The sequence below is a fragment of the Micromonospora sp. NPDC049049 genome, from assembly GCF_040649115.1.
GTDB lineage: Bacteria > Actinomycetota > Actinomycetes > Mycobacteriales > Micromonosporaceae > Micromonospora.
Map to the genome: position 1 here is coordinate 62,731 of NZ_JBEZEX010000002.1, position 23,726 is coordinate 86,456.

Here is a 23,726-nt window from a genome sequence, read left to right on the forward strand (position 1 = left end):
CCCTAGGCTACGAGTTGCGTCGATTGGTGCGTCGATAATGGAGGAGGGCCCGGTGGAAACTGATCTCACCGCTGCCTATGACCGGTGCCGTGAGCTGCACAAACGCCACGGCCGCACCTACTATCTCGCCACCCGCCTGCTTCCCGCGTGGAAACGACGACATGTGCACGCCCTCTACGGGTTCACGCGCTACGCGGACGAGATCGTCGACAGCACCGAGGCCCTGCCGCCGGCCGAGCGGGCCGCTCTGCTGGACCGCTGGGCCAGCCAGTTCGTGGCCGGTCTGCACGGTGCGCCGGTCGACGACCCACTGTTGCCGGCGGTGCTGCACACGATCGCCGTCTTCGATCTCGACCGGGACGACTTTGCGTCGTTTCTGAAGAGCATGGCGATGGACCTGACCGTCACCGCGTACCCGACCTACGACCACCTGCTCGACTACATGGAGGGCTCGGCGGCGGTCATCGGCACCATGATGCTGCCGATCCTGGGCAGCTCCGACCCGGTGGCAGCCCGGGAGCCGGCCCGGCAACTCGGCTTCGCCTTCCAGCTCACCAACTTCATCCGGGACGTCGCCGAGGACCTCGACCGGGGCCGCACCTACCTGCCGGACGAGGACATGGCGAAGTTCGGGGTCACCCGCGAGGAGTTGGCCGAGGCCCGCGCCCGGGGCCGCGTCACCCCCCGGATCCGTGAGCTGATCGAGTACGAGGTGACCCGCGCCCAGGCGCACTACGCCGCCGCCGCGCCGGGCATCACCATGCTGGCGCCCGCCTCGCAGGCCTGCATGCGCACCGCGTACGCCCTCTATGGCGGCATCCTCGACGAGGTGGCCGCGCAGGACTACGACGTCTTCGTCCAGCGGGCCCTGGTGCCGCAGCGGCGACGGATGGCGGTGGCCGCGCGGGCCCTGCTCACCTCGACGGGTACGCCGGTCGTCATCCCCGGGCCGACGATCGAGCCGGAGAGCCGGTGACCGCGAGTACGGCGATCGTGCTCTTCACCCGCGACCTGCGGGTGAACGACCACCCGGCGCTGGCCACCACCTGTGTGGCGTTCGACCAGGTGGTGCCGCTGTACGTGCTCGACCCGGCGCTGGCCGACCTCTCCGCCAACCGCACCCGCTTCCTGCACCAGGCCCTCGCCGACCTGCGCGACCAACTCCGCGAGCGTGGCGGGGACCTTGTGGTCCGGCACGGCGACCCGGTGGCCGAGACGATCCGGCTGGCCGACGAGGTCGGGGCCACCGCCGTCGCGCTCTCGGCCGACGTCAGCCACTACGCCGGCCGCCGGGAGCGGCGACTACGCGCCGAGTGTGAGCGGCATGGGCTGCACCTGCGCCTGTTTCCCGGGTTGACGGTTGTCGAGCCGGGCGCGTTGCGCCCCGGTGGCGGCGGCGACCACTACCGGGTGTTCAGCCCGTACCACCGGGCCTGGGCGGCCAACCGGTGGCGCGAGGAGCTGGCCGCGCCTCGGCGGATCGCGCTGCCCGACCGGGTACGCGTGGGTCGGTTGCCGGCGCTGCCGAGCGGCGACTCGCCCGACGCGGCCATCGGAGGCGAGCGGGTCGCCCGCCAGCGGCTCACCGACTGGCTGCCCGACCTGAACCGGTACGGCGATCAGCACGACGACATGGCCGGCGACGACACCTCCCGGCTCAGCCCGTACCTGCGCTTCGGCTGCGTGTCGCCGCTGGCGGTGGCCAACCGCGCCGGCGACCGGTCCGGCCCGTTCGTCAGGCAGCTCTGCTGGCGGGACTTCTACTACCAGGTCACCGCCGCCTTCCCGGAGATCTCGACCGCGGCGTACCGGCGGGGTGCCACCGAGCAGTGGCGCTACGACGACGACGCGTTGGCGGCCTGGACCGAGGGACGCACCGGGATGCCGATCGTCGACGCCGGGATGCGGCAGATGCTGGCCCAGGGCTGGATGCACAACCGCGCCCGGCTGATCACCGCCGGCTACCTGACCAAGCACCTCGGGCAGGACTGGCGGTCCGGGGTGGCGGTCTTCTTCCGCTGGCTGCTCGACGGGGACGTGGCGAACAACTCCGGCAACTGGCAGTGGGTCGCCGGCACCGGCAACGACACGAAGCCCTACCGGGGGTTCAACCCGGTCCGGCAGGCCGAACGGTACGACCCGGACGGCGTCTACGTGCGCCGGTGGGTGCCGGAGCTGGCCGCGGTGCAGGGCAAGGCCGTCCACCAACCGTGGCGACTGCCCGAGGCCCTGCGCCAGACGCTCGACTACCCGCCGCCCCTCTCGGTGCCCGGCACCGACCCCGTCTGGCTGCGCTGATCAGAGCACCGAGTGCAACACCTCGACCAGTTCGTCGACCCGGTCGTGCTCGGCGAGATGCGCCGTGGCGTACGCGAAGGTGTAGCCCCGATCGGGGTCGGCCCACGCGCTGCTGCCGCCGATGCCGCCCATGCCCCAGCTGCCGTCCGGCTCCCGTTGCATACCCAACGTCCAGCGGGCGTCGCGGTCCAACACCAGGTCCGGTCCGTCGTACTGGACCCGGGTCGCCTCCGCGACCAGATCCGGGCTGAACAGCCGAACCCCGTCCAGGACACCACCGGCCAGCAGGCCGGCGTAGAGCCGGGCCAGGCTGGGAGCGGTGGCGTGCAGGTTGACGGCCGGCATCTCGGCGCCCCGCCACAGTGGGCTGTTCAGGACGGCCAGGTCCAGCCCGCCGGCCGGGTTGCCCAGCGCCCGCGCCCGCAGCGAGCCCGGCTCACCGAGCGCCCGGGTCGGCCACCCCGGGTCGCCGTACCGCAGGTCCGCGCAGCGCGACTGGTCCGCCTCGGTCAGCCCGAAGCCGAGGTCGAGCTGCCACCGGTCGGCGATCTCCTCGGCCAGGAAACGGCCCACCGGCCGCCCGTCGACGCGGCGGACCACCTCGCCCACCATGTGCCCGTACGTCCAGGCGTGTTCCCCGGCGACAGTGCCCGGCGACCACTCCGGGTCGGCGGCGGCCAGGTCGCCGGTGAGCAGCGCCCAGTCGGCGATCGCGGTGGTCGGTCGGGGCACCGGGAAGGCCGGCAGCCCGGCGGTGTGCGACAACACCTGACGCACTGTGGCGGGAGTGTGGAACTCCGACCAGTACCGGTCCACTGGCGCGTCGAGGTCGACGGCTCCCCGGTCGACGAGCAGCAACAGGCAGAGCGCGGCCACCGGCTTGCCCACCGAGTAGACGTTCACCAGCGAGTCCGGCAGCCACGGCTCGCCGCCCGGCCCGTGGCCGCTGCGGGAGCCGCCGGTCAGGTCCACGACCGGTTGCCCGTCGTACCAGATGCTCAGGGCGGCACCGGTTTCCCGGCCGGAGGCGAGCAGGTCGTGGAAGCAGTCCCGGACCGGAGCGAAGCGTGCGTGCATCCGGCCACGGTAGGCGTCCGGGCCCGGTGCGCGTGCCGACTTTTCCGGCGACCCCGGTGGTTGGGGTGGTGTCGCTGGGGGATGCTGTTCGGTGTGGCGGAACCGGAGCTGGTGGATGTGGTCGTGGTCGGGCTCGGGGTCGGCGGCGAGGAGGTGGCCGAGCGACTTGCCGAGGCCGGCCTGAGCGTGATCGGCGTCGAGCGGGATCTCGTCGGCGGGGAATGCCCGTACTGGGGCTGCATCCCGAGCAAGATGATGATCAGAGCCGCCAACGCGCTCGCCGAGGCTCGCCGGGTCGACGGGCTCGCCGGGACGGCCCAGGTCCAGCCGGACTGGGCACCGGTGGCGAAGCGGATCCGCGAGGAAGCCACCGACACCTGGGACGACACTGTCGCGGCGGAGCGGTTCATCGGCAAGGGTGGCCGACTCGTGCGGGGCAGCGGTCGGCTCGACGGTCCACGCCGGGTCCGCGTCGGTGACCAGGTGTTCGAGGCCCGACACGGGGTGGTGCTGGGCACCGGCACCCGCCCGTCGGTGCCGCCGATCGACGGCCTGGCCGACACGCCGTACTGGACCAACCACCAGGCGATCGAGGTCGAGGAGCTGCCAAAGACGCTGCTCGTGCTGGGCGGCGGCGCGATCGGCCTGGAGTTGGCGCAGGTCTTCGCCCGCTTCGGGGTCCGGGTCACAGTGGTCGAGGCGCTCGACCGTGTGCTGGCCATCGAGGAACCCGAGGCGTCCGAGGTCGCCGCCGCGGCGCTGCGCGCGGACGGCGTGGAGATCCACACCGGGGTACGCGCCGAACGGGTCGAGCACGACGGGACCAGATTCACCCTGCATGGTGGCGGCGGCGCGGAGTTCACCGCCGACCGGCTGCTGGTGGTGACCGGCCGCAAGGCCCACCTCGCCGAGCTGGGCCTGGACACGATCGGCCTGGACGCCAGCCAGCGTTACCTCCCGGTGGACGACCGTCTGCACGTCACCGACCACGTCTGGGCGGTCGGCGACATCACCGGCGAGGGTGCCTTCACGCACATCGCCATGTACCAGGCGGGGATCGTCATCGCCGACATCCTGGCCCGCGCCCGGCAGGCGAAGGCGGGCGCGGACGCCAGCGGCACCTCCAGCGTGGTCGGCGGAGCGATGGGCGCGTCCAGTTCGCTGGCCGCCAGCGGATCGAGCGGGTCAGCAGGCACCATCCCGCGAGCCGACTACCGCGCGCTGCCCCGGGTGACCTTCACCGATCCCGAGATCGGCGCGGTCGGGCTCACCGAGCAGCAGGCCCGTGACCGCGGCATCAACGTGCAGGTCGGTTTCACCAAACTGAGCAGTTCGACGCGGGGCTGGATCCACCGGGTCGGCGACGACGGTTTCATCAAGGTCGTGGCGGACGCCGACCAGGGAGTGCTGATCGGCGCGACCTCGGCCGGCCCGGCCGGCGGCGAGGTGCTGTCCGCGCTGGTGGTGGCGGTGCACGCGGCGGTGCCGCTGAGTCAGCTCCGGCACATGATCTACGCGTACCCGACCTTCCACAGGGCCATCGAAACCGCTCTACAAGACCTGTCCTGACCTCAGATCCGCCGGTGGGCAGCAAGCGCAGCGCATTTTGCTGTTCATTTCTTTCATGCAGGTGACGTACCATTGCGGCCGTGACCAAGCGGTTGACTGAAGTTGCCAAGAAGGCGGGCGTCAGCGAGGCCACCGTCAGCCGGGTGCTCAACGGCCGTGACGGGGTCTCCGAGGCGACCCGCACCGCAGTGCTCACGGCGCTGGACGTGCTCGGTTACGAGCGGCCGACCAAGCTGCGCGGCGAGCGCGCCCGGCTGGTCGGGCTGGTGCTGCCCGAGTTGCAGAACCCGATCTTCCCGGCGCTGGCCGAGGTGGTCACCGGCACTCTCGCCCAGCGCGGCTACACCCCGGCGCTCTGTGCCCGCACCATCGGCGGCGTCTCCGAGATGGACTATGTGGAGATGCTCCTCGACCACCAGGTCTCCGGGGTGATCTTCGCTGGTGGTTCGTACGCGCTCACCGACGCCCGACACGACCACTACCGTCGGCTCACCGACCGGGGCCTTCCGGTGGTGCTGGTCAACGCCGGCGTTGACGAGTTGGGGTTCCCCCGGGTCTCGACCGACGACGCGGTGGCGGTGGAGCAGGCGTACGGGCACCTGCGCTCGCTCGGGCACGAACGCATCGGCATGGTGCTGGGCCCGGAGGGGCATGTGCCGTCCCGGCGCAAGCTCGACGCGATGACCCAGGCTGCCGGCTGGGGCGAGGGCGACGCCGAGTGCGTCGAGCGCTCCAGCTTCTCGTTGGAGGGAGCGCGGGTCGCCGCGACGAAGTTGGTCGAGCGGGGCGTGACCGGCATCATCTGCGCCAGTGACGTGCTCGCGCTGGGCACGATCCGGGCGGCCCGCCGGCTGGGACGTTCGGTTCCGGCTGACGTGTCGGTGGTGGGTTTCGACGACTCCGCCTTCATGACGTGCACCGATCCGCCGTTGACCACTGTGCGGCAGCCGATCGAGACGATGGGGCAGGCCGCCGTGGATCTGCTGGTCACCCAGATCGAGGGTGCCGGCGTCCTCCAGGACGAGCTGCTGTTCGAGCCGGAGTTGGTGGTGCGGGGTTCCACCGCGCCCGCCCCCGGCCGCTAGGCACCACACCGAACGACGCTTCGGCCGTCGACCGCCTCTCGCGGTCGGCGGCCGTTTTCGTCGTTGCTCGCCGTCGTCGGCATCGACCGAGCCGAATGACCGGTCATAGGCCATCAATAGCTAACAAGTCGGGCGTCTTTCAGCGTCTTGCCAACATCTGTCGTAACCACGTCGTGTCCTTTCGGAACAGCGTCGATACCTTGCCGAAATGAGTCGGCCTCGTTACAGTGACTCCACTCACACCTGGCTCCGACGCAGCTACTGGGCGTCAGGTCGTATCACCGCAGATCAGCGAAGGTCATTGGAGTCACCCGTTCCCGAAGGGATGGACAGATGTCCGTACCGCACTACCGAAAGGCTGCGGCGGTTGCGCTCGTGGCCGGCCTGGGGCTCAGCCTCACGGCATGCTCCACGAAGAGCGACGACAAGGGCTCGAACGCCAGCGGCAAGGTCACCATCACTGTCGACTGCCAGCCGGTCGGCGCCCAGAAGGAGCTGCTGAAGAACTGGAACGACGACGTCGCCGAGTTCCAGAAGCAGAACCCGGACATCACCATCAAGAGCGTCAGCGTCGGCGAGCAGTGCAACAACCCGCCGGACTTCACCGCCCGCCTGGCCGGCGGCACCGTGACCGACGTGTTCTACGGGTACATGACCGATCTCCAGCAGGTGCTCGACTCCGGTCAGGCGATGGACATCAGCCAGTACGCCAACAAGGACACCGTCCCGACCTGGGACAGCGTCGACCCCGCGCTCAAGGAGGTCTTCACCGACGGCGGCAAGCTCTACGCCGTTCCGGTGAAGAACTACTCGATGGGTCTGGTCTACAACAAGGCCCTGTTCCAGCAGGCCGGGCTGGACGTGAACAGCCCGCCGAAGACCTGGGCCGAGGTCCGTGCCGCCGCCAAGAAGATCTCCGCGCTCGGCAACGGCATCGCCGGTTACTCCGAGTACAGCGCCGGCAACACCGGCGGCTGGCACTTCACCTCCCTGCTCTACTCGCAGGGCGGCAAGGTGCTCAGCGAGGACGGCAAGAAGGCCGACTTCAACAACCCCATGGGCAAGCAGGTCCTGCAGAACCTCAAGGACATGCGGTACGGCGACAACAGCATGGGCGCCCGTCAGCTGCTTCAGTGGGGTGACCTGCTGACGAACGCCGGCGCGGGCAAGGTCGGCATGTTCATCGGCGCGCCGGACGCCACCCAGGCGATCGTCAGCCAGTTCCAGGGCAAGTTCCAGGACTGGGCGATGGCTCCGCTTCCCGGCCAGGACGGCGCGGCGAAGGGGACGCTCGGTGGTGGCGAGGGCTACTTCTTCAAGAAGGACCTCTCTCCCGAGCAGGTCAAGGCCGGTCTGAAGTGGGTCGCGTACCAGAAGCTCACCCCGGGCAAGGGCCAGTTCGACTACGTCCGGGCCAAGCCGCAGAACTACCCGGTGGGTCTGCCCCAGCCGCTGCTCTTCGCCAACGGCAGTGACGCGCAGAAGCAGGAGTTGGAGCTGCGTAAGGCGAACGCGAACGTCGACACGACGAACTTCGCGCTCTTCGAGGCGACCCCGGTTCCGATCAAGGGTGAGCCGCGCAACGCGCAGGCCGTCTACGCGGTGCTCGATGCCGCGATGTCGGGTGTGCTGACCAACCCGAACTCGAACATCGACGCACTGCTCAAGACCGCCGAGGAGAAGGTCAACCAGCTCCTCGCCGCCGAGAGCTGACCGATCGTGTGGGGGCCGGTACGCCGACCCGGCCCCCACACTCCCCACCCCGCGCCGTCGACGTCACCGACTCACCCAGGAGTTGCTTTGGCGATCACCACCGTCCCGGAGACCCGCAGGAAACCGGGCCGCCCGCCGTCGCCGTACTCGGCGAGGCCGCAGCGCACCAGCCTCGGCCGCAAGGTACGGGACAACCTGACCGGTCACGCGTTCCTGATCGGGGCGGTGCTCTGCTTCGTCGTCTTCTCCTGGTACCCGATGATCCGTGGCATCGTCATGAGCTTCCAGCGGACCCGGCGCGGCGAGACCACCTGGGTGGGCTGGGACAACTACTCCCGCATCATCGCCGACCCGAGCTTCTGGACGGCCTGGCAGAACACCTTCTACTTCACTGTGCTCGCGCTCGCCCTCGGCTACGTGGTGCCGTTCTTCGTGGCGATCCTGCTCAACGAGTTCCGCCACGCCAAGGGGTACCTGCGGATCCTGGTCTACCTGCCGGTGATGCTGCCGCCGGCCTCGGCGCTGTTCCTCTTCAAGTTCTACGCGTACGACCCCAGCGAGGCCGGGCTCTTCAACGCGATCCTCAAGGCGCTGCACCTGCCCACCTCGCAGTGGATGCAGTCGCCCGAGATGACGATGCCGGCCATGGTGGTCGCGTCGACCTGGATGAACATGGGCGGCGCGGTGCTCATCTACCTGGCGTCGTTGCAGAACATCCCCGGCGAGCTCTACGAGGCCGCCGAGCTGGACGGCGCCGGGATCTGGCGGCGGATCGTGCACGTCACGATCCCGCAGACCCGGCTCATCCTCGCGCTCCTGGCGATGCTCCAGATCGTCGCCACCATGCAGCTCTTCATCGAGCCCCTGATCCTCGCCAACGGTGCGGGCGCGGAGGACTCCGCGACCTCGGTGGCGTACCTCATCTACCAGCACGGGTTCTTCCAGAACGACCTCAACGGCGCCGCCGCGCTGGGCGTGATCATGCTCGTGGTGCTGGCCGGCTTCTCCGCCGTGTACGTGCGGCTGACTGCGAAACAGGACTAGGACGGCGAGGAATGGCACAGGATTCCGGAACCCGGACCCTCATCTCCCACTCCCAGCTGAGCCGGGGGCGCGGCAAGGTCATCTACTGGACGCTGCTTGTCATCGTCGTGGCGGGGTTCACCCTCGTGTTCCTTGGCCCGCTCTACTGGATGGTCACCGGCGCGCTCAAGTCCGGCCAGGAGATCGCGCAGACCCCACCCTCGCTGTTCCCCAAGGACCCGCAGCCGCAGAACTACATCGACGCCTGGAACAACCTGGCCCTCGCCAAGCTGCTGTTCAACACCTTCTACTACGCGATCGGCGCGGTGCTGTTCCAACTGGTCTTCGACAGCGCGGCGGCGTACTCGTTGTCCAAGCTCCGGCCGATCTTCGGCAACGCGATCCTCGGCCTGATGCTGGCGACGCTGATGATCCCGGCAATGGTCCTCATCGTGCCGCAGTACGTGACGGTGCTCGACCTGCCGATCCTGCACATCAACCTGCTGGACTCGCCGTTCGCCATCTGGCTGCCGATGGTCGCCAACGCGTTCAACATCTTCCTGCTGAAGCGGTTCTTCGACTCGATCCCCGAGGAGTTGATGGCCGCTGCCCTCATGGACGGGGCATCGTCGCTGCGTACGCTCTGGTCGATCATCCTGCCGCTGTCGCGTCCCATCCTCGGCGTCGTCTCGATCTTCGCCGTGACGGCGGTGTGGAAGGACTTCCTCTGGCCGAAGCTGGTCATGCCCTCGCCCGAGACCCGGACGGTGAGCGTCGGCATCTACACCTTCGCCGGCGGCACACCGATGAACGTGGTGATCGCCGCGTCGGTCATCGCCGCGATCCCGACGGTCATCATCTTCCTGATCTTCCAACGGAACATCATGTCCGGTCTGACCACGGGCAGCATCAAGGGATAACCACCACCGCATCCTTCCGCGGCGAACAACGACCGTTCGCCCGACACATGACCAGGTCCGGCGGACCCGCCGACGTACTGACGCAGAAAGCAGGTGCTCGTGTCCACAGCTGACAGAAGTCCGTGGTGGCGTGGAGCCGTGATCTACCAGGTGTATCCCCGGAGCTTCGCCGACGGTAACGGCGACGGCATCGGAGACATCGCCGGCATCCGGTCCCGGCTGAACCACCTGTCCGCGCTCGGCGTCGACGCGATCTGGTTCAGCCCCTGGTACCCGTCGCCGATGGCGGACGCCGGCTACGACGTCTCCGACTACCGCGACATCGACCCGGTCTTCGGCACCCTGGCCGAGGTGGAGGCGCTGATCGCGGAGGCGCACGCGCTGGGCATCCGGACCATCGTCGACGTGGTGCCCAACCACTGCTCCGACGCGCACCCCTGGTTCCAGGCCGCGCTCGCCGGCGGACCCGGCGCGCCCGAACGGGACCTGTTCTGGTTCCGGCCCGGCCGGGGTCCCAACGGCGATGAGCGACCCACCGACTGGATCGGCGAGTTCGGCGGCGAGACCTGGACCCGCACCACCAACCCGGACGGCACCCCCGGCGACTGGTACCTGCACCTGTTCGCCCCCCAGCAGCCGGACTTCAACTGGGACCACCCCCGGGTGCGGGAGGAGTTCGAGGACATCCTGCGGTTCTGGTTCGACCGGGGCGTGGACGGCATCCGGATCGACTCGGCCGGGCTCCTGGTCAAGGACGGGACGCTGCCCGAGGTCCGCGAGGACGAGCCGCACCCGTTCCACGACCTCGACGGCGTACACGACATCTACCGGGGCTGGCGTCGGGTCGCCGACGAGTACGCCGACCGGGCGCTGATCGGTGAGGTGTGGCTGCCGGACCGGCAGCGGTTCGCCAACTACCTGCGCCCGGACGAGCTGCACGCCGCGTTCAACTTCGACTTTCTCGGCTGCGCCTGGGATGCGGCAGCGCTGCGGGAGAGCATCGACGGGACGTTGAGCGCGCACGCGCCCGTCAACGCGCCGGCCACCTGGGTGCTCTCGAACCACGACGTCACCCGGCACGTCACCCGCTACGGTCGCGCGGACACGCGGTTCAGCTTCGCCGCCAAGCGCGAGGGCACCCCCACCGACCTGGAGCTGGGCACCCGCCGGGCCCGCGCCGCCGCGCTGCTCTCGCTGTCGCTGCCCGGCGCCGCCTACGTCTACCAGGGCGAGGAACTGGGCCTCTACGAGGTCGAGGACATCCCGTACGCGATGCGGCAGGACCCCATGTGGGAGCGGTCCGGCCGGATCGACCCCGGCCGGGACGGCTGCCGCGTACCGCTGCCCTGGGCCGGGGACGAGCCGCCGTTCGAGTTCAGCCCCGAGGGTGCCGCGGCGCCCTGGCTGCCGCAGCCGGCCGACTGGAAGGAGCGGACGGCCAGCGCGCAGACCGGCGACTCGGCCTCGATGCTGGAGCTGTACCGGGCGGCGATCCAGGCCCGCAAGGCCGACCCGGCACTCGGTGACGGCGAGCTGACCTGGCTGCCCGCCCCGGACGGGGTGTTGGCGTTCAGCCGTGGCGGGGGCTTCACCTGCCTGGTCAACCTGTCCGCCGCGCCGGTGCCGATGCCAGCTCAGGGGGAGTTGCTGCTGGCCAGCGGGCCGCTCGACGACGGGTTGCTGCCGTCCGACACAGCGGTCTGGCTGCGTACCGCCGAATCCACCGACGGGCCGCGCGGGGCGGACGGCCCGGCCTGACCTGACTCTGCTCGCCGTGGTGCCGGCGGCCCGTCCCGGCCGCCGGCACCACGCCACCCAGGAAGGGAGAACCGAGGGGGGACGCGCGACACCGCACCGACACGGGGGGATCTGGCCTGCCTGACGAAAGGGAGAGCGCAGCTCATGGCCAACCACACCACCGGCACCCCGCACCACCTTCGACACCCGACCAGGGCACTGTTGGCCGCCATCTCCGCCACAGTGCTCGCCGCCACCTCGATGACCATCCTCGCGGTCACCGGCACCGCGACCCCGGCCTCGGCGGCGGGGTTGTCCCCCTTCGACATCCCCAACCGGGGCGCCACTGTGCCGTTCATCGAGCACGAGGCGGAGAAGGCCGCCCACAACGGCACGAAGATCGGCCCGGACCGGCGCTACGGCACGCTGCCGTCCGAGGCGTCCGGCCGGGAGGCGGTCACCCTGGACGCCGTCGGTGAGTACGTCGAGTTCACCCTCACCGCCCCGGCCAACGCTGTCACCTTCCGCTACAGCCTGCCGGACAACTCGGCCGGCACCGGCCGGGATGCCGCCATCGACCTGCGGGCCAACGGCAACCTGCTGAAGTCGGTCCCGGTGACGTCGAAGTACGGCTGGTACTACGGCGGATACCCGTTCAACAACAACCCGGGTGACACCAACCCGCACCACTTCTACGACGAGACCCGGGCGCTGTTCGGCAGCACCCAGCCGGCCGGCACGAAGATCCGGCTCCAGGTCTCCTCGACGGCGCAGTCGCCCACGTTCACCATCGACCTGGCCGACTTCGAGCTTGTCGCGCCGATCGCCAAGCCCTCCGGTGTCATCGACGTGGTCACCGACTTCGGGGCCGATCCGAGCGGCGCGACCGACTCGACGGCGAAGTTCCAGGCGGCTGTCGACGCCGGCAAGGCGCAGGGCCGGGCGGTCTGGATCCCGACCGGCACCTTCACCCTCTGGGATCACGTGGTGGTCGACGGGGTGACTCTGCGCGGCGCGGGCCCCTGGTACTCGGTGCTCGGCGGCCGGCACCCCACCGAGCGGAACAGGTCCGTCGGCATCTACGGCAAGTACGTCCCCGGTGGCGGCTACACCGGCCCGGTCCGCTCGCACGAGGCGAACGGGCCCAGCCGCAACGTCACGCTGCGGGACTTCGCCATCATCGGCGACATCCGCGAACGGGTCGACGACGACCAGGTCAACGCCCTGGGCGGGGCGATGACCAACTCGGTGGTGGACAACCTCTGGCTGGAGAACACGAAGGTCGGGGCGTGGATGGACGGCCCGATGGACAACTTCACGATCCGCAACAGCCGGATCCTGGACCAGACCGCGGACGGGGTGAACTTCCACACCGGGGTGACGAACTCGACGGTGACGAACACGTTCGTCCGCAACACCGGTGACGACGCGCTGGCGATGTGGGCGCAGAGCGTCCCGAACGTCAACAACTCGTTCACCCACAACACCATCGGTGTGACCCTGCTGGCGAACCACCTGGTCAGCTACGGCGGTCGGGACATCAAGATCACCGACAACGTGACCGCCGACTCGCTGACCAACGGCGGCGGCATCCACGTCGCGAACCGCTATCCGGGTGTGCAGGGCGACACCGCGGTCCGGGGCACCTGGACGATCGCCCGGAACACGTTGATCCGCAACGGCAACTCGGACTACAACTGGAACTTCGGCGTCGGGGCGATCTGGTTCTCCGCCCTCAACGAGTCGTTCCAGCAGGCCACCATCAACATCACCGACACCGACATCCTGGACAGCTCGTACGCGGCGCTGCACTGGATCGAGGGTCAGACCAGCGGCATCAACCTCTCCAACGTACGGATCGACGGCGCCGGCACGTACGCGCTCCAGGTGCAGGCACCCAGCCAGGTGTCCTTCACGAACGTACGGGCCACCAACATCGCGCAGAGCAACCCGATGCACAACTGCGTGGGCGGTGGCTTCCAGATCACCCAGGGCTCCGGCAACTCCGGCTGGTACACCCCGACCCCGTACTGCGGCCCGTGGCCGGACCCCCAGTGGGGTGGCGGACCCACCTCGCCGCCGCCCACCACGACCCCGCCCCCGACCACGACGCCGCCGACCACCCCACCGCCCACCACGCCGCCCCCGACCAGCGGGAACCTGGCGCTGGGCCGGTCGACGACCGCCACCAGCACCAACCAGAGCTACACGGCCGCCAACGTGGTGGACGGCAACGCGTCGACGTACTGGGAGAGCGCCAACAACGCCTTCCCCCAGTCGGTGACCATCGACCTGGGTGCGTCCCGGTCGGTCGACCGGGTGGTGCTCAAGCTGCCCAGCGGTTGGGAGCAACGCACCCAGACCCTGTCGGTGCTCGGCTCCACCGACGGTTCGTCCTACAGCACCCTGGCGTCGTCCGCCGGTCGGGTCTTCGCCCCCGGCTCGGGCAACACGGTGTCGATCGGGCTGCCCTCCGGTGACCGCCGCTACATCCGGGTCACCGTCACCGGCAACAGCGGCTGGCCGGCCGCGCAACTTTCCGAGGTCGAGGTGTACGGCGGCACCCAGACCACCCCGCCGCCGACCACCCCGCCGCCGACGACACCGCCCCCGACCACGCCGCCCCCGACCACGCCGCCGCCCAGCGGCAACCTCGCGGCCGGACGGTCGATCACCGAGACCAGCCACTCCGACGTGTACGCCGCACCCAACGCGGTGGACGGCAACGCGAACACCTACTGGGAGAGCGCCAACAACGCGTTCCCGCAGTCGCTGACGGTGGACCTGGGCGCCGACCGGTCGGTGTCCCGGGTCGTGCTCAAGCTCCCACCCTCATCGGCCTGGCAGACGCGTACGCAGACACTGGCGGTGCTCGGCTCCACGAACGGGTCGACGTTCAGCACGCTGAAGGCGTCCGCTGGCTACAGCTTCAACCCGGCCAGCGGCAACACGGTCACCGTGACCTTCACGGCGACCACCCAGCGGTACCTGCGGCTGACCGTCACCGGCAACAGCGGCTGGCCAGCCGGCCAGCTCAGCGAGTTCGAGATCTACTCCAGCTAGGTCCGGTGCCCCCGCCCGGACCGGGCGGGGGCACCCGGTCCGGGCGTCCCGGCGCAACGCCGCGCCGGCCGTCCAACCCGTCCCACCCAGCACCGTCCCCCACCTGTCGCGGAACGACGGGCGTACCCCTGCACCCGTCGCCGGGCAACGCACCCACACCCACCCCCGAAAGAGGTGTAGCGACCCCATGTCCAGTAACGGCACCAGACGAGGCACGCCGCCAACCGGCGCGCACAATCCCGTCTCCCGCACGGGCCACCGACGGCTGCTCGCCGGCGTACTCGCCGGCGTGCTCCTCGCCACCGCCCCGGTCGTCACCCCCATGGCGAGCGCGGCACCGGCGGCCGACCCGTCCGCAGCCGCCGCCCGCGTGGCCATGCTCGCCGGGCTCTCCGCCACCATGACCGCCAGCAGCTACAACCAGAACTACGTGGCGGGCAACGCCAACGACGGCAACGCGTCGACCTACTGGGAGAGCGCCAACAACGCGTTCCCGCAGTGGATCCAGGCCGACCTGGGCGCCACTGTCAGCGTGGACCGGGTGGTGCTCAAGCTGCCACCCGCGTCGGACTGGCAGACCCGTACGCAGACGCTGTCGATCCTGGGCTCGACGAACGGTTCGTCCTTCACCACCCTGAAGGCGTCCGCCGGCTACACCTTCAACCCGAGCAGCGGCAACACCGCGACCGTCAGCTTCACCGCCGCCAGCACCCGCTACGTACGCGTGGAGGTCACCGGCAACACCGGTTGGCCGGCCGCCCAGCTGTCCGAGGTCGAGGTGTACGGCGCGACCGGCAGCACCGACACCCAGGCTCCCAGCGTGCCGGGCAACCTGGCCTACACCCAGCCGGCCAGCGGGCAGATCCGGCTCGCCTGGTCGGCGTCGACCGACAACGTCGGGGTGACCGGCTACGACGTCTACGCCAACGGTGCGCTGCGCGGCAGCGTCAGCGGTTCGACGCTCACGTACACCGACAGCCAGGCGGACAGCGCCACGGTGTCGTACTACGTGCGGGCCAAGGACGCCGCCGGCAACCAGTCGGCGAACAGCAACACCGTGACCCGGACCGGCACCGGCAACCCGCCGACCGGCTCCAACCTGGCGATCGGCAAGCCGATCAGCGCCTCCGGGTTCGTGCACACGTTCGTGGCCGCCAACGCCAACGACAACAACGTGGCCACCTACTGGGAGGGCAACGGCAACCCGAGCACGCTGACCGTGCAGCTCGGCGCGAACGCCACCCTCAGCCAGGTCGTCGTGAAGCTCAACCCGGACTCGGCGTGGGGCGCGCGTACCCAGAACATCACTGTGCTCGGCCGGGACCAGGGCTCGTCGAGCTTCACCACCCTGGTCGGCGCGGCGAACTACAGCTTCAACCCGGGCAGCGGCAACACGGTGACCATCCCGGTCTCCGGCGCGGCGGCCGACGTACGGCTCTCGATCGCCTCGAACACCGGTGCCCCGGCCGGTCAGGTGGCCGAGTTCCAGGTCTTCGGCACCCCGGCCCCGAACCCGGACCTGACCGTGACCGGCATGTCGTTCAGCCCGTCCGCACCAGTGGAGACCAGCACCATCACGCTCTCCGCGACGGTACGTAACGCGGGCTCGGCGGCCTCCGGCGCGACCAACGTCAACTTCTACCTGGGCTCCACCCGGGTGGGCACGGCCTCGGTCGGCGGTCTCGCTGCCGGTGCCTCGACCACTGTCAGCGCCAGCATCGGCACCCGGGACTCGGGCAGCTACCCGCTCAGCGCCAAGGTCGACGAGTCGAACACCGTCGTCGAGCAGGACGACACCAACAACAGCTACACCAACCCCAGCCCGCTGGTCGTCGCCGCGGTCGCCAGCTCCGACCTCGTCGCCTCGGCGGTCGCCTGGTCGCCCGGCAACCCGTCGGCGGGCAACACGGTGACCTTCTCCGTGTCCGTCCGCAACGCCGGCAACCAGGCTTCCGCCTCCGGTGCGCACGGCATCACCCTGACCGTGCTCAACGAGTCCGGCACCGTGGTCCGTACCCTGACCGGCTCCTACTCCGGCGTGATCAACGCCGGTGCCACGGTCGGCCCGATCAGCCTGGGCACCTGGACCGCCGCGAACGGCAAGTACACCGTCCGGGTGGTGCTCGCCGTGGACGGCAACGAGCTGCCGGTGAAGCAGGTCAACAACACCAGTGACCGGCCGCTCTTCGTCGGTCGCGGTGCCAACATGCCGTACGACATGTACGAGGCCGAGGACGGCGTCGTCGGCGGCGGCGCGGCGGTCGTCGGGCCGAACCGGGAGATCGGCGACCTGGCCGGCGAGGCGTCCGGCCGGCGGGCGGTGACCCTCAACTCGACCGGCAGCTACGTCGAGTTCACCACCCGAGCCAGCACCAACACGCTGGTCACCCGCTTCTCCATCCCGGATGCGCCGGGCGGCGGTGGAATCAACTCGACAGTGAACGTCTACGTCAACGGCACCTTCCACAAGGCCATCGACCTGACGTCCCGGTACGCCTGGCTCTACGGCAGCGAGGCCAGCCCGGGCAACTCGCCGAGCGCGGGCGGACCGCGGCACATCTACGACGAAGCCAACGTCATGCTCAACTCCACCGTCCCGGCTGGCAGCAAGATCCGTCTTCAGAAGGACCCGGCCAACACCACCACGTACGCCATCGACTTCATCAACACGGAGCAGGTGGCGCCGATCGCCAACCCGGACCCGGCGCGCTACACCACGCCGACCGGCTTCACCCACCAGGACGTGCAGAACGCCCTGGACCGGGTGCGGATGGACACCACCGGCAACCTGGTCGGGGTGTACCTGCCGGCTGGTAACTACTCCACCTCGTCCAAGTTCCAGGTGTACGGCAAGGCCGTCCAGGTGACCGGTGCCGGACCCTGGTACACCCGGTTCAACGCTCCGTCGGGCCAGGACAACACCGACATCGGCTTCCGGGCCGAGAACTCGGCGGCGAACTCCTCCTTCAAGAACTTCGCCTACTTCGGCAACTACACCTCCCGGATCGACGGTCCGGGCAAGGTGTTCGACTTCGCCAACGTGTCGAACATCGTGATCGACAACATTTGGAACGAGCACATGGTGTGCCTCTACTGGGGCGCGAACACCGACTACATGACGATCAAGAACTCCCGGATCCGGAACATGTTCGCCGACGGCATCAACATGACCAACGGGAGCACCAACAACCTGGTCAGCAACAACGACGCCCGGGCTACCGGCGACGACAGCTTCGCGCTGTTCTCGGCCATCGACGCGGGCGGCGCCGACATGAAGGACAACATCTACGAGAACCTGACCTCGACCCTGACCTGGCGGGCCGCCGGTGTCGCCGTGTACGGCGGTTACGGCAATACGTTCCGCAACATCTACATCGCGGACACCCTGGTCTACTCGGGCATCACCATCAGCTCGCTCGACTTCGGCTACCCGATGAACGGCTTCGGTGCCAACCCGCCGACCCGGTTCGAGAACATCTCGATCGTGCGGGCCGGTGGGCACTTCTGGGGTGGGCAGACCTTCCCGGCGATCTGGGTCTTCTCCGCCTCGAAGGTGTTCCAGGGCATCCGGGTCAGCGACGTCGACATCATCGATCCGACCTACAGCGGCATCATGTTCCAGACCAACTACGTCGGTGGGCAGCCGCAGAACCCGATCACCGACACGGTCTTCACGAACGTCTCGATCAGCGGTGCCCGGAAGAGCGGGGACGCCTACGACGCGAAGTCCGGCTTCGCCATCTGGGCGAACCCCATGCCGGAGGCGGGGCAGGGGCCGGCCGTCGGGTCGGTCACCTTCAACAACCTGCGGCTGAGCAACAACGCCGTGGACATCCAGAACCCCACGACGACCTTCACCATCAACCGCAACTGATTCACCCGGTAGCCGACGCCGTCGGGGGGACCCACCCTCCCGGCGGCGTCGCGCCGTGTCGGCCCTCGCCCGCGGCGAACCGGGCCGCGCCGACCGCCGCGTCAGTGGCCAGCGAATCCATCCCGTACGCCAACTCGGTCGCCAGCGCCTCCGGCTCGGGTCGTCCCGTACCGGCCAGCAGCGCGGCGCGGTCGTTGCGCAGGCAGGTCTGCGGATGCCGGGCGATCGCCGCCGCCAACTCCTCGGCCGCGGCCCGCGCCTGGCCGGGTGGCACCAACCGATTGACCAACCCCATCGAGTACGCCTCGTCGGCCGGCACCGGCCGGCCGGTGAGGATCAGGTCCATGGCCCGACTCTCGCCGATCAACCGGGGCAGCCGGACGGTGCCACCGTCGATCAGCGGCACTCCCCAGCGGCGGCAGAAGACCCCGAGTGTCGCGTCGGACTCGGCGACCCGCAGGTCACACCAGAGCGCCAGTTCGAGCCCGCCCGCCACCGCGTACCCGGAGATCGCCGCGATCACCGGTTTGCTGAGCGTCATCCGGGTCGGACCCATCGGGCCGTCCCCCTCGGGCTCGACCCGGTTGCCGCTCGGTGTGCCGATCGCCTTGAGGTCGGCGCCGGCGCAGAACGTCCCACCGGCGCCCCAGAGCACTGCCACCAACGCGTCCGGATCAGCCTCGAAGGCCCGAAACGCGTCCGCCAGCGCCCGAGCAGTAGGACCGTCCACGGCGTTCCGCGCGTCCGCCCGGTCCAGCACCACAGTGGTGACCGCCCCGACCCGCTCCACCCGTACACCCATCCCGCCAGCATGCCGGCCCGGCCCCACCCCCACAATCCCCGTCGATCTTGCACTTTGGGTTGCCGATTCGCCCCCTGTGACCAGGATTTTGTGAGCACAAACTGCAAGATCGGCGGCCTGGGTGATGCGGCAGGTTTGTCGCCGCTGGCCGGTTTGCGACGGCGAACGCCGGGAAGTCGGTACTCGTGCGAGCACTTTTGACGAAAGTTGAGCAGGATTCCCGGCTGGACCGTGCGGGTGACCGGATGCAGAAGGTCGTCCTGGGGACGCTACGTCCACGTCGGCTGCGCGACCTGCTGCACGGGGTGACCCTCGGGCATCCGCTGCACCCGGCGATGGTGCAGGTCCCGGTCGGCGCGTGGATCAGCGCCGCGGTGCTGGACCTCATGCCCGGGCAGCGCCGGCCCGCCACGGTGCTGGTCGGGCTGGGCACCGTCAGCGCGCTGCCGGCGGCCGTCGCCGGTCTGAACGACTGGGCGGCACTCGCCCGGGACCAGCGCCGGGTCGGCCTGGTGCACGCCGCCGCCAACACCGTCGGCATGACGCTCTACGCCGGCTCGCTGGCCGCCCGGCTGTCCGGCCGCCACGGAATGGGTCGCGCCCTCGGCTTCCTCGGGCTCTCCACGGTGAGCCTCGGCGCGTACATCGGGGGTCACCTGGCGTACAAGCAGGGGGCGCAGGTCAACCAGAGCGTCTCCGAGCTGCACCGGATGACCGATGGCTGGCACTCGCTGGCCGACATGGCGACGCTGCCGCAACGCACCCTGATCACCCGAGAGGTGGACGACGACATCTCAGTGATCCTCTACCGGCACGGTGACGAGGTGACAGTGATGTTGGAGCGCTGCCCGCACCAGAGCGGGCCGCTCGGCGAGGGTGAAGTGCAGGAGATCGACGGCCACGCCTGCGTGGTCTGCCCGTGGCACGGCAGCGCCTTCCGGCTCAACGGCGGCGAGGTCGTACAGGGGCCCTCCGGCAACGACCAGCAGATCCTGCCCACCCGAATCCAGAACGGCGTGCTCCAGACCCGCCTGCCCTGACCCGCCAGTGCTGGCCCGATCCGCGCTGGCCCGCCCGCGCCGTGGCCCGGTCCGGGCGCCTCCGGCGTCGGGAGGCCTCACCTCACGCAGATGCTCCGCGCCCCAAGGCGGTAACTCCTCCGACACTGATGTCTGTGAGTCATCATGATGACTCACAGACATCACGCTCTTCGGGACGTCGCCCCGGCCGCCCCGCCAGGGCGACGTGACCAGACCGCCTCGGCGCGATCGGCGCGACGTGAAGGAACCAGGTCCAGCGTGGGGTGGCCGGCCGCGTGGCAGGCGCGGCGTGGGGTCCGGCGGACGCCGCCGACCGGGGGTGGCCAGCCGCGTCGCAGGCGCGGCGTGAGTCCGGTGGACGCCGCCGACCGGGGGTGGCCAGCCGCGTCGCAGGCGCGGCGTGGCGTGGCGTGCGGGCCGCTCAGGTGCGTCGGTGTCGGCCGACCGGCGGACCGTCCGGTACCGAGTCCAGGCCGTGCCCGCCGTCGAACAGCCCGCCCTCGCCGCCAGCACCGGCCCACCCCTCGTCACCACCCCAGCCCGCAGGGCCGGCGGCCGTCATTCCGCCGCCATGGGGTGCCGTGCCGCCGGAGAGTGCCATCCCGCTGCCCGGGAATGCCGTGCTGCCGGGCCAAGCCATTCCGCTGCCGGCGGGTGCCACCTCGCTGCCGGCGGGCATCGCCCCACTGCCGGTAGGTGCGACCCCGCTACTGGCGGGCGTCACCCCACTGGCGGGCGTCACCCCACTGCCGAGAGGTGCGAACCCACTGCCGACAGGCGTCGTCCCTCCGCCGCGAGGTGCGAAGTCGCTCCCGCCCGGTGTCGCGCCGCCGTGTGGTGTCGCCGGGCCTTCGATCGCCGCCGCCGCCCGGCTGGCAGCCCAGGCGGCACCGCTCCCGGCCGCCCCACCACCGCCACGCCGGCCCGCGCCACTGTCTTGGCCCGAGCCACTGCCACCCTGACCCGAGCCACTGCTTCGACCCGAGCTACTGCCACCCTGGCCCGTGCCACTGCTTCGACCCGAGCCACCGTTTCGGCCCGTGCCTGCACCGCTTCGGCCTGCGCCGCGGCGTGATGTGCGGGAGGACGCGGCCAGTCGAGGAGCCGCCCCTGCGGTGGCTGGACGGCGGCGCAGCCCCAGGACTGCGCCGATCTGAGCGCCGACGATGCTCGCCACGGCCAGCACGGCAGAGACCGCCAGCGGGCGGTTCACCCGATCGGCGGGACCGACCCGGGCTGCACCGACCGTCATCGCTGGTTGTTGGCCCGCTGACTCCGTACCGCTGGGTGGTGCCGGGGCCACCCGCGGCGGTGCGGCCCGCTCGGGCGCCGGCCGGGGCGCGGGCGGCTTCGGTGCCGCGGGCCTGTCGACGAGCCGACCGGTGGCGTGCTGCCGGGACCCCTGGTCGGCGGCCTCCGTGGGCAGTCGGAGCAGTTGGCCGGGGCGGATCCGGTCCGGGTCGTCGAGCTTGTTCAGCTTGGCGAGCTGTCGGTAGTCGTCGAACTCGTCCAGGTACCGTTCGGCCACCTCCCCGAGGTAGTCGCCCCGGGCCACCCGGTACACCGGCGCGGGCTCGTCGTTCGCCGCCGAGGCGCCTGGTGCGGCCAGCCCCGTCCCGGCCAGGCCGAGCAGGCCGCCCCGGGCTACCGGCGCTGCCGTGTCTGGTGTCGTCGCGGCTCGGCTCGGCGCGGCCAGGGTGGTGACGACGGACGTTGCGCTCGGACTCGCGTACACCGGAGTGTTGTAGACCGCTGCGGCGCTGGCGGCGGCCGGGCTGGCGATCAGGATCAGCGCGACCGAGCCGACCAGCGCGGCGGCGGCCTTCTGCTGGCGGCCCATCCCGGGCAGCTTCGGCGCCGGCCGGCGCAGGGTCTGTGCGCCCAGTTCGACGAGGACGGAGAAGGCGAACGTGGCCCAGCCGAACCACCCTGCCAGGGCCAACGCCCGTAGGAAGAGCTGACCGTCGTCCCGACTGGTCAGCGCGGTGCCCACCTCGCTGATCGTGGGGAGGTGATCGGGCAGCGGGTTACCGGCGAAGGCCAGCAGCGCGATCGGCGCGCCGACCAGCAGCACCAGGAGCACGGCCAGCGCGCCAATGCCGGTGAGGATCCGTCCGGTCCGCCGTACGACGGACCCACCCGATACGGGCATGGCTGCCTTCCTTCCTACGGTGTTGCGGTGATGGCACGCGCGGTCGCCTCGCCGGTGACGGTGACCGTCTTCTCCTGGATGAACGGCCCGATCATGGCGCGCTGGTAGGTGATGGAGACGGTCACCCGGATCAGGGTCTCCCCGTCGACATCGGGGAAGTTCACGGTGTGGCCTGCGGTCTTCACGGCGTTCAGGTAGTTGGCCACCGCCTTGCGCGCCTCCGGCTCGTCGATCCGCTTCGGCCCGCCCTCGATGGCGGTGGCCCGGTCGATGGCCTGACCGCCGGCCCGGGCCGCCTCGGCGGCCAGGTTCTGGGCGTGTTGCAGGGTGCGGAGCTGCCCGGCGGCGTCGAAGGAGAGGCCGATGATGGCAAGTACGCCGATCATCGTCACGGCGAGGAAGATGCTCACCCGGCCGTGCTCACCTGCCCGCGAGGGCCGGGCAGCCGACGTGGCCGCCGTCATTGCCGACTCCGGTAACGGTCAAGTGGGGAGGTGAACTCCGCGGTGATCAGCCGATCACTCTTCATCCCGGGCAGGATGCCGAGGGTGATGTCCTTGAAGGACACCAGGCAGCTGATCTTCACCGTCACGGTGGCGTTCGACCCGACCGAGCTGCTGAAGGCATCGTCGAAGCTGGAGGCATTGCCGGGCGACTTGCCGGTGAACGTCGGGTCCAGGTCGTTGGCGCAGGCCAGGCCATGCCAGTCCAGCTGGTCCTGGGCGGCTTCCAGCGCATTCTTCCGGGCGGTGTCGGAGTCCCGGGAGATCGAGGCGGCCCGGGCGGCGTCGTGCGCTGCGGCCTGGAGCGTCTCCGCTGCCACGGCGCTGCGCCCGACCACGCCGGCCAGCACCATCAGCGCGATGAACGCGGGCGCGAGGACCGCCACCTCGATGGAGACCGAGCCCCGCTCGGCGGTACGGGTCATGGCGGTGTCACCCTCTCCACCGTTCCATGGGCGGTCTGCTGAATTGCGAAGTCCACGCCCGGCACCACGGACAGGGACCGGCCGCTGACCGTGCAGGTCACGTCGGTCGTGGTGGTCTCGCAGGTCGGCCCGGCCTTCTCCCAGCCCACCAGCCAGCCGCCGGCGCCCTTCAGGAAGCGGGAGGCGCTTTCCACCCCGGCACCGTTGCCCGCCTGGTACGTCCGCTGCGCGTTGACGCCACTCTGCGCGGCGTTCAACGCGGTGGAGCGGGCGAGGAAGACGGCCGCGACCTGGATCGAGGCGAAGAGCAGCACCAGGATCAGCGGCATCATCACGGCGAGTTCCACCGGGTTGGCGCCCCGCTCGCGGTCGCCGGCCGCGAGGCGGCGCCGGGCGGCGGTGACCGCCCGGCTCCACCTCGGGTACGCGGCTCGACGCACGCCAG

General features: G+C 70.3%; 16 protein-coding genes and 1 pseudogene. 11 read left to right on the forward strand and 6 right to left on the reverse strand.

What is annotated here, in order from left to right:
* Nucleotides 1–52: 52 nt before the first annotated feature.
* The gene (locus AB0B68_RS02680) at nt 53–976 is read left to right on the forward strand and encodes a phytoene/squalene synthase family protein (protein ID WP_357257564.1); all 924 of its coding nucleotides are present in this window, start codon (nt 53–55) and stop codon (nt 974–976) included.
* Complete coding sequence (locus tag AB0B68_RS02685; RefSeq protein ID WP_357257566.1) at nt 973–2,298, forward strand: deoxyribodipyrimidine photo-lyase; 1,326 nt, start codon at nt 973–975, stop codon at nt 2,296–2,298. The genes AB0B68_RS02680 and AB0B68_RS02685 overlap by 4 nt, the downstream gene beginning before the upstream one ends.
* Here the strand turns inward: AB0B68_RS02685 and AB0B68_RS02690 are convergent, their stop codons facing one another.
* Nucleotides 2,299–3,375, reverse strand: a complete 1,077-nt coding sequence (locus tag AB0B68_RS02690; protein ID WP_357257568.1) for a serine hydrolase domain-containing protein — start codon at nt 3,373–3,375, stop codon at nt 2,299–2,301.
* Between the two features lie 81 nt (nt 3,376–3,456).
* Here AB0B68_RS02690 and AB0B68_RS02695 point away from each other — a divergent pair, with 81 nt between their 5' ends.
* The 8 genes from AB0B68_RS02695 to AB0B68_RS02730 all read left to right on the forward strand — a co-directional run bounded on the left by AB0B68_RS02695 (nt 3,457) and on the right by AB0B68_RS02730 (nt 18,359).
* Entirely contained in the window at nt 3,457–4,944 is a 1,488-nt protein-coding gene (locus AB0B68_RS02695) for an FAD-dependent oxidoreductase (RefSeq protein WP_357203088.1), read from the forward strand.
* Between the two features lie 80 nt (nt 4,945–5,024).
* A complete protein-coding gene (locus tag AB0B68_RS02700; protein WP_357203091.1) occupies nt 5,025–6,029 on the forward strand; it encodes a LacI family DNA-binding transcriptional regulator in 1,005 nt (334 codons plus the stop codon).
* A 333-nt stretch (nt 6,030–6,362) separates the two neighbouring features.
* Nucleotides 6,363–7,742: an extracellular solute-binding protein gene (locus AB0B68_RS02705; protein ID WP_357257571.1), complete on the forward strand. Its 1,380-nt coding sequence runs from the start codon at nt 6,363–6,365 to the stop codon at nt 7,740–7,742.
* A gap of 87 nt (nt 7,743–7,829) precedes the next feature.
* Nucleotides 7,830–8,786, forward strand: a complete 957-nt coding sequence (locus AB0B68_RS02710; RefSeq protein WP_355004734.1) for a sugar ABC transporter permease — start codon at nt 7,830–7,832, stop codon at nt 8,784–8,786.
* 11 nt (nt 8,787–8,797) lie between these two features.
* A complete protein-coding gene (locus AB0B68_RS02715; RefSeq protein WP_355004735.1) occupies nt 8,798–9,685 on the forward strand; it encodes a carbohydrate ABC transporter permease in 888 nt (295 codons plus the stop codon).
* 138 nt (nt 9,686–9,823) lie between these two features.
* Nucleotides 9,824–11,443 carry a glycoside hydrolase family 13 protein gene (locus tag AB0B68_RS02720; protein WP_357257573.1) on the forward strand — a complete coding sequence of 540 codons (1,620 nt, stop codon included), beginning with the start codon at nt 9,824–9,826 and terminating at the stop codon, nt 11,441–11,443.
* Nucleotides 11,444–11,587: 144 nt separating this feature from the next.
* Nucleotides 11,588–14,485, forward strand: a complete 2,898-nt coding sequence (locus AB0B68_RS02725; RefSeq protein ID WP_357257575.1) for a discoidin domain-containing protein — start codon at nt 11,588–11,590, stop codon at nt 14,483–14,485.
* Nucleotides 14,486–14,672: 187 nt separating this feature from the next.
* The gene (locus tag AB0B68_RS02730; RefSeq protein ID WP_357257577.1) at nt 14,673–18,359 is read left to right on the forward strand and encodes a discoidin domain-containing protein; all 3,687 of its coding nucleotides are present in this window, start codon (nt 14,673–14,675) and stop codon (nt 18,357–18,359) included.
* Between the two features lies 1 nt (nt 18,360).
* On the opposite strand, the gene AB0B68_RS02735 is transcribed toward AB0B68_RS02730, so the two are convergent.
* A complete protein-coding gene (locus tag AB0B68_RS02735; protein ID WP_357207950.1) occupies nt 18,361–19,161 on the reverse strand; it encodes a crotonase/enoyl-CoA hydratase family protein in 801 nt (266 codons plus the stop codon).
* A gap of 185 nt (nt 19,162–19,346) precedes the next feature.
* Between AB0B68_RS02735 and AB0B68_RS02740 the strand changes: the two genes are divergently transcribed.
* Nucleotides 19,347–20,201: a Rieske 2Fe-2S domain-containing protein gene (locus AB0B68_RS02740; protein ID WP_357257579.1), complete on the forward strand. Its 855-nt coding sequence runs from the start codon at nt 19,347–19,349 to the stop codon at nt 20,199–20,201.
* Nucleotides 20,202–21,315: 1,114 nt separating this feature from the next.
* On the opposite strand, the pseudogene AB0B68_RS02745 reads toward AB0B68_RS02740, so the two are convergent.
* The 4 genes and pseudogenes from AB0B68_RS02745 to AB0B68_RS02760 all read right to left on the reverse strand — a co-directional run.
* A pseudogene (locus AB0B68_RS02745) lies at nt 21,316–22,353 on the reverse strand (LysM domain-containing protein); the annotation flags it as partial.
* Between the two features lie 14 nt (nt 22,354–22,367).
* Complete coding sequence (locus AB0B68_RS02750) at nt 22,368–22,817, reverse strand: pilus assembly protein TadG-related protein (RefSeq protein WP_357257581.1); 450 nt, start codon at nt 22,815–22,817, stop codon at nt 22,368–22,370.
* Nucleotides 22,814–23,281: a TadE/TadG family type IV pilus assembly protein gene (locus tag AB0B68_RS02755; protein ID WP_357203837.1), complete on the reverse strand. Its 468-nt coding sequence runs from the start codon at nt 23,279–23,281 to the stop codon at nt 22,814–22,816. Before AB0B68_RS02755 ends, AB0B68_RS02750 begins: the two co-directional genes overlap by 4 nt.
* A complete protein-coding gene (locus AB0B68_RS02760) occupies nt 23,278–23,721 on the reverse strand; it encodes a TadE family protein (RefSeq protein WP_357203835.1) in 444 nt (147 codons plus the stop codon). The genes AB0B68_RS02755 and AB0B68_RS02760 overlap by 4 nt, the downstream gene beginning before the upstream one ends.
* Nucleotides 23,722–23,726 lie beyond the last annotated feature (5 nt).

Bases quoted from the DNA above. Each gene is read 5' to 3' on its own strand.
- AB0B68_RS02695 (WP_357203088.1), top strand. From the start codon at position 3,457: ATGCTGTTCGGTGTGGCGGAACCGGAGCTGGTGGATGTGGTCGTGGTC.
- AB0B68_RS02715 (WP_355004735.1), top strand. From the start codon at position 8,798: ATGGCACAGGATTCCGGAACCCGGACCCTCATCTCCCACTCCCAGCTG.
- AB0B68_RS02750 (WP_357257581.1), bottom strand. From the start codon at position 22,817: ATGACGGCGGCCACGTCGGCTGCCCGGCCCTCGCGGGCAGGTGAGCAC.
- AB0B68_RS02730 (WP_357257577.1), top strand. From the start codon at position 14,673: ATGTCCAGTAACGGCACCAGACGAGGCACGCCGCCAACCGGCGCGCAC.
- AB0B68_RS02690 (WP_357257568.1), bottom strand. From the start codon at position 3,375: ATGCACGCACGCTTCGCTCCGGTCCGGGACTGCTTCCACGACCTGCTC.
- AB0B68_RS02755 (WP_357203837.1), bottom strand. From the start codon at position 23,281: ATGACCCGTACCGCCGAGCGGGGCTCGGTCTCCATCGAGGTGGCGGTC.
- AB0B68_RS02735 (WP_357207950.1), bottom strand. From the start codon at position 19,161: ATGGGTGTACGGGTGGAGCGGGTCGGGGCGGTCACCACTGTGGTGCTG.
- AB0B68_RS02725 (WP_357257575.1), top strand. From the start codon at position 11,588: ATGGCCAACCACACCACCGGCACCCCGCACCACCTTCGACACCCGACC.
- AB0B68_RS02705 (WP_357257571.1), top strand. From the start codon at position 6,363: ATGTCCGTACCGCACTACCGAAAGGCTGCGGCGGTTGCGCTCGTGGCC.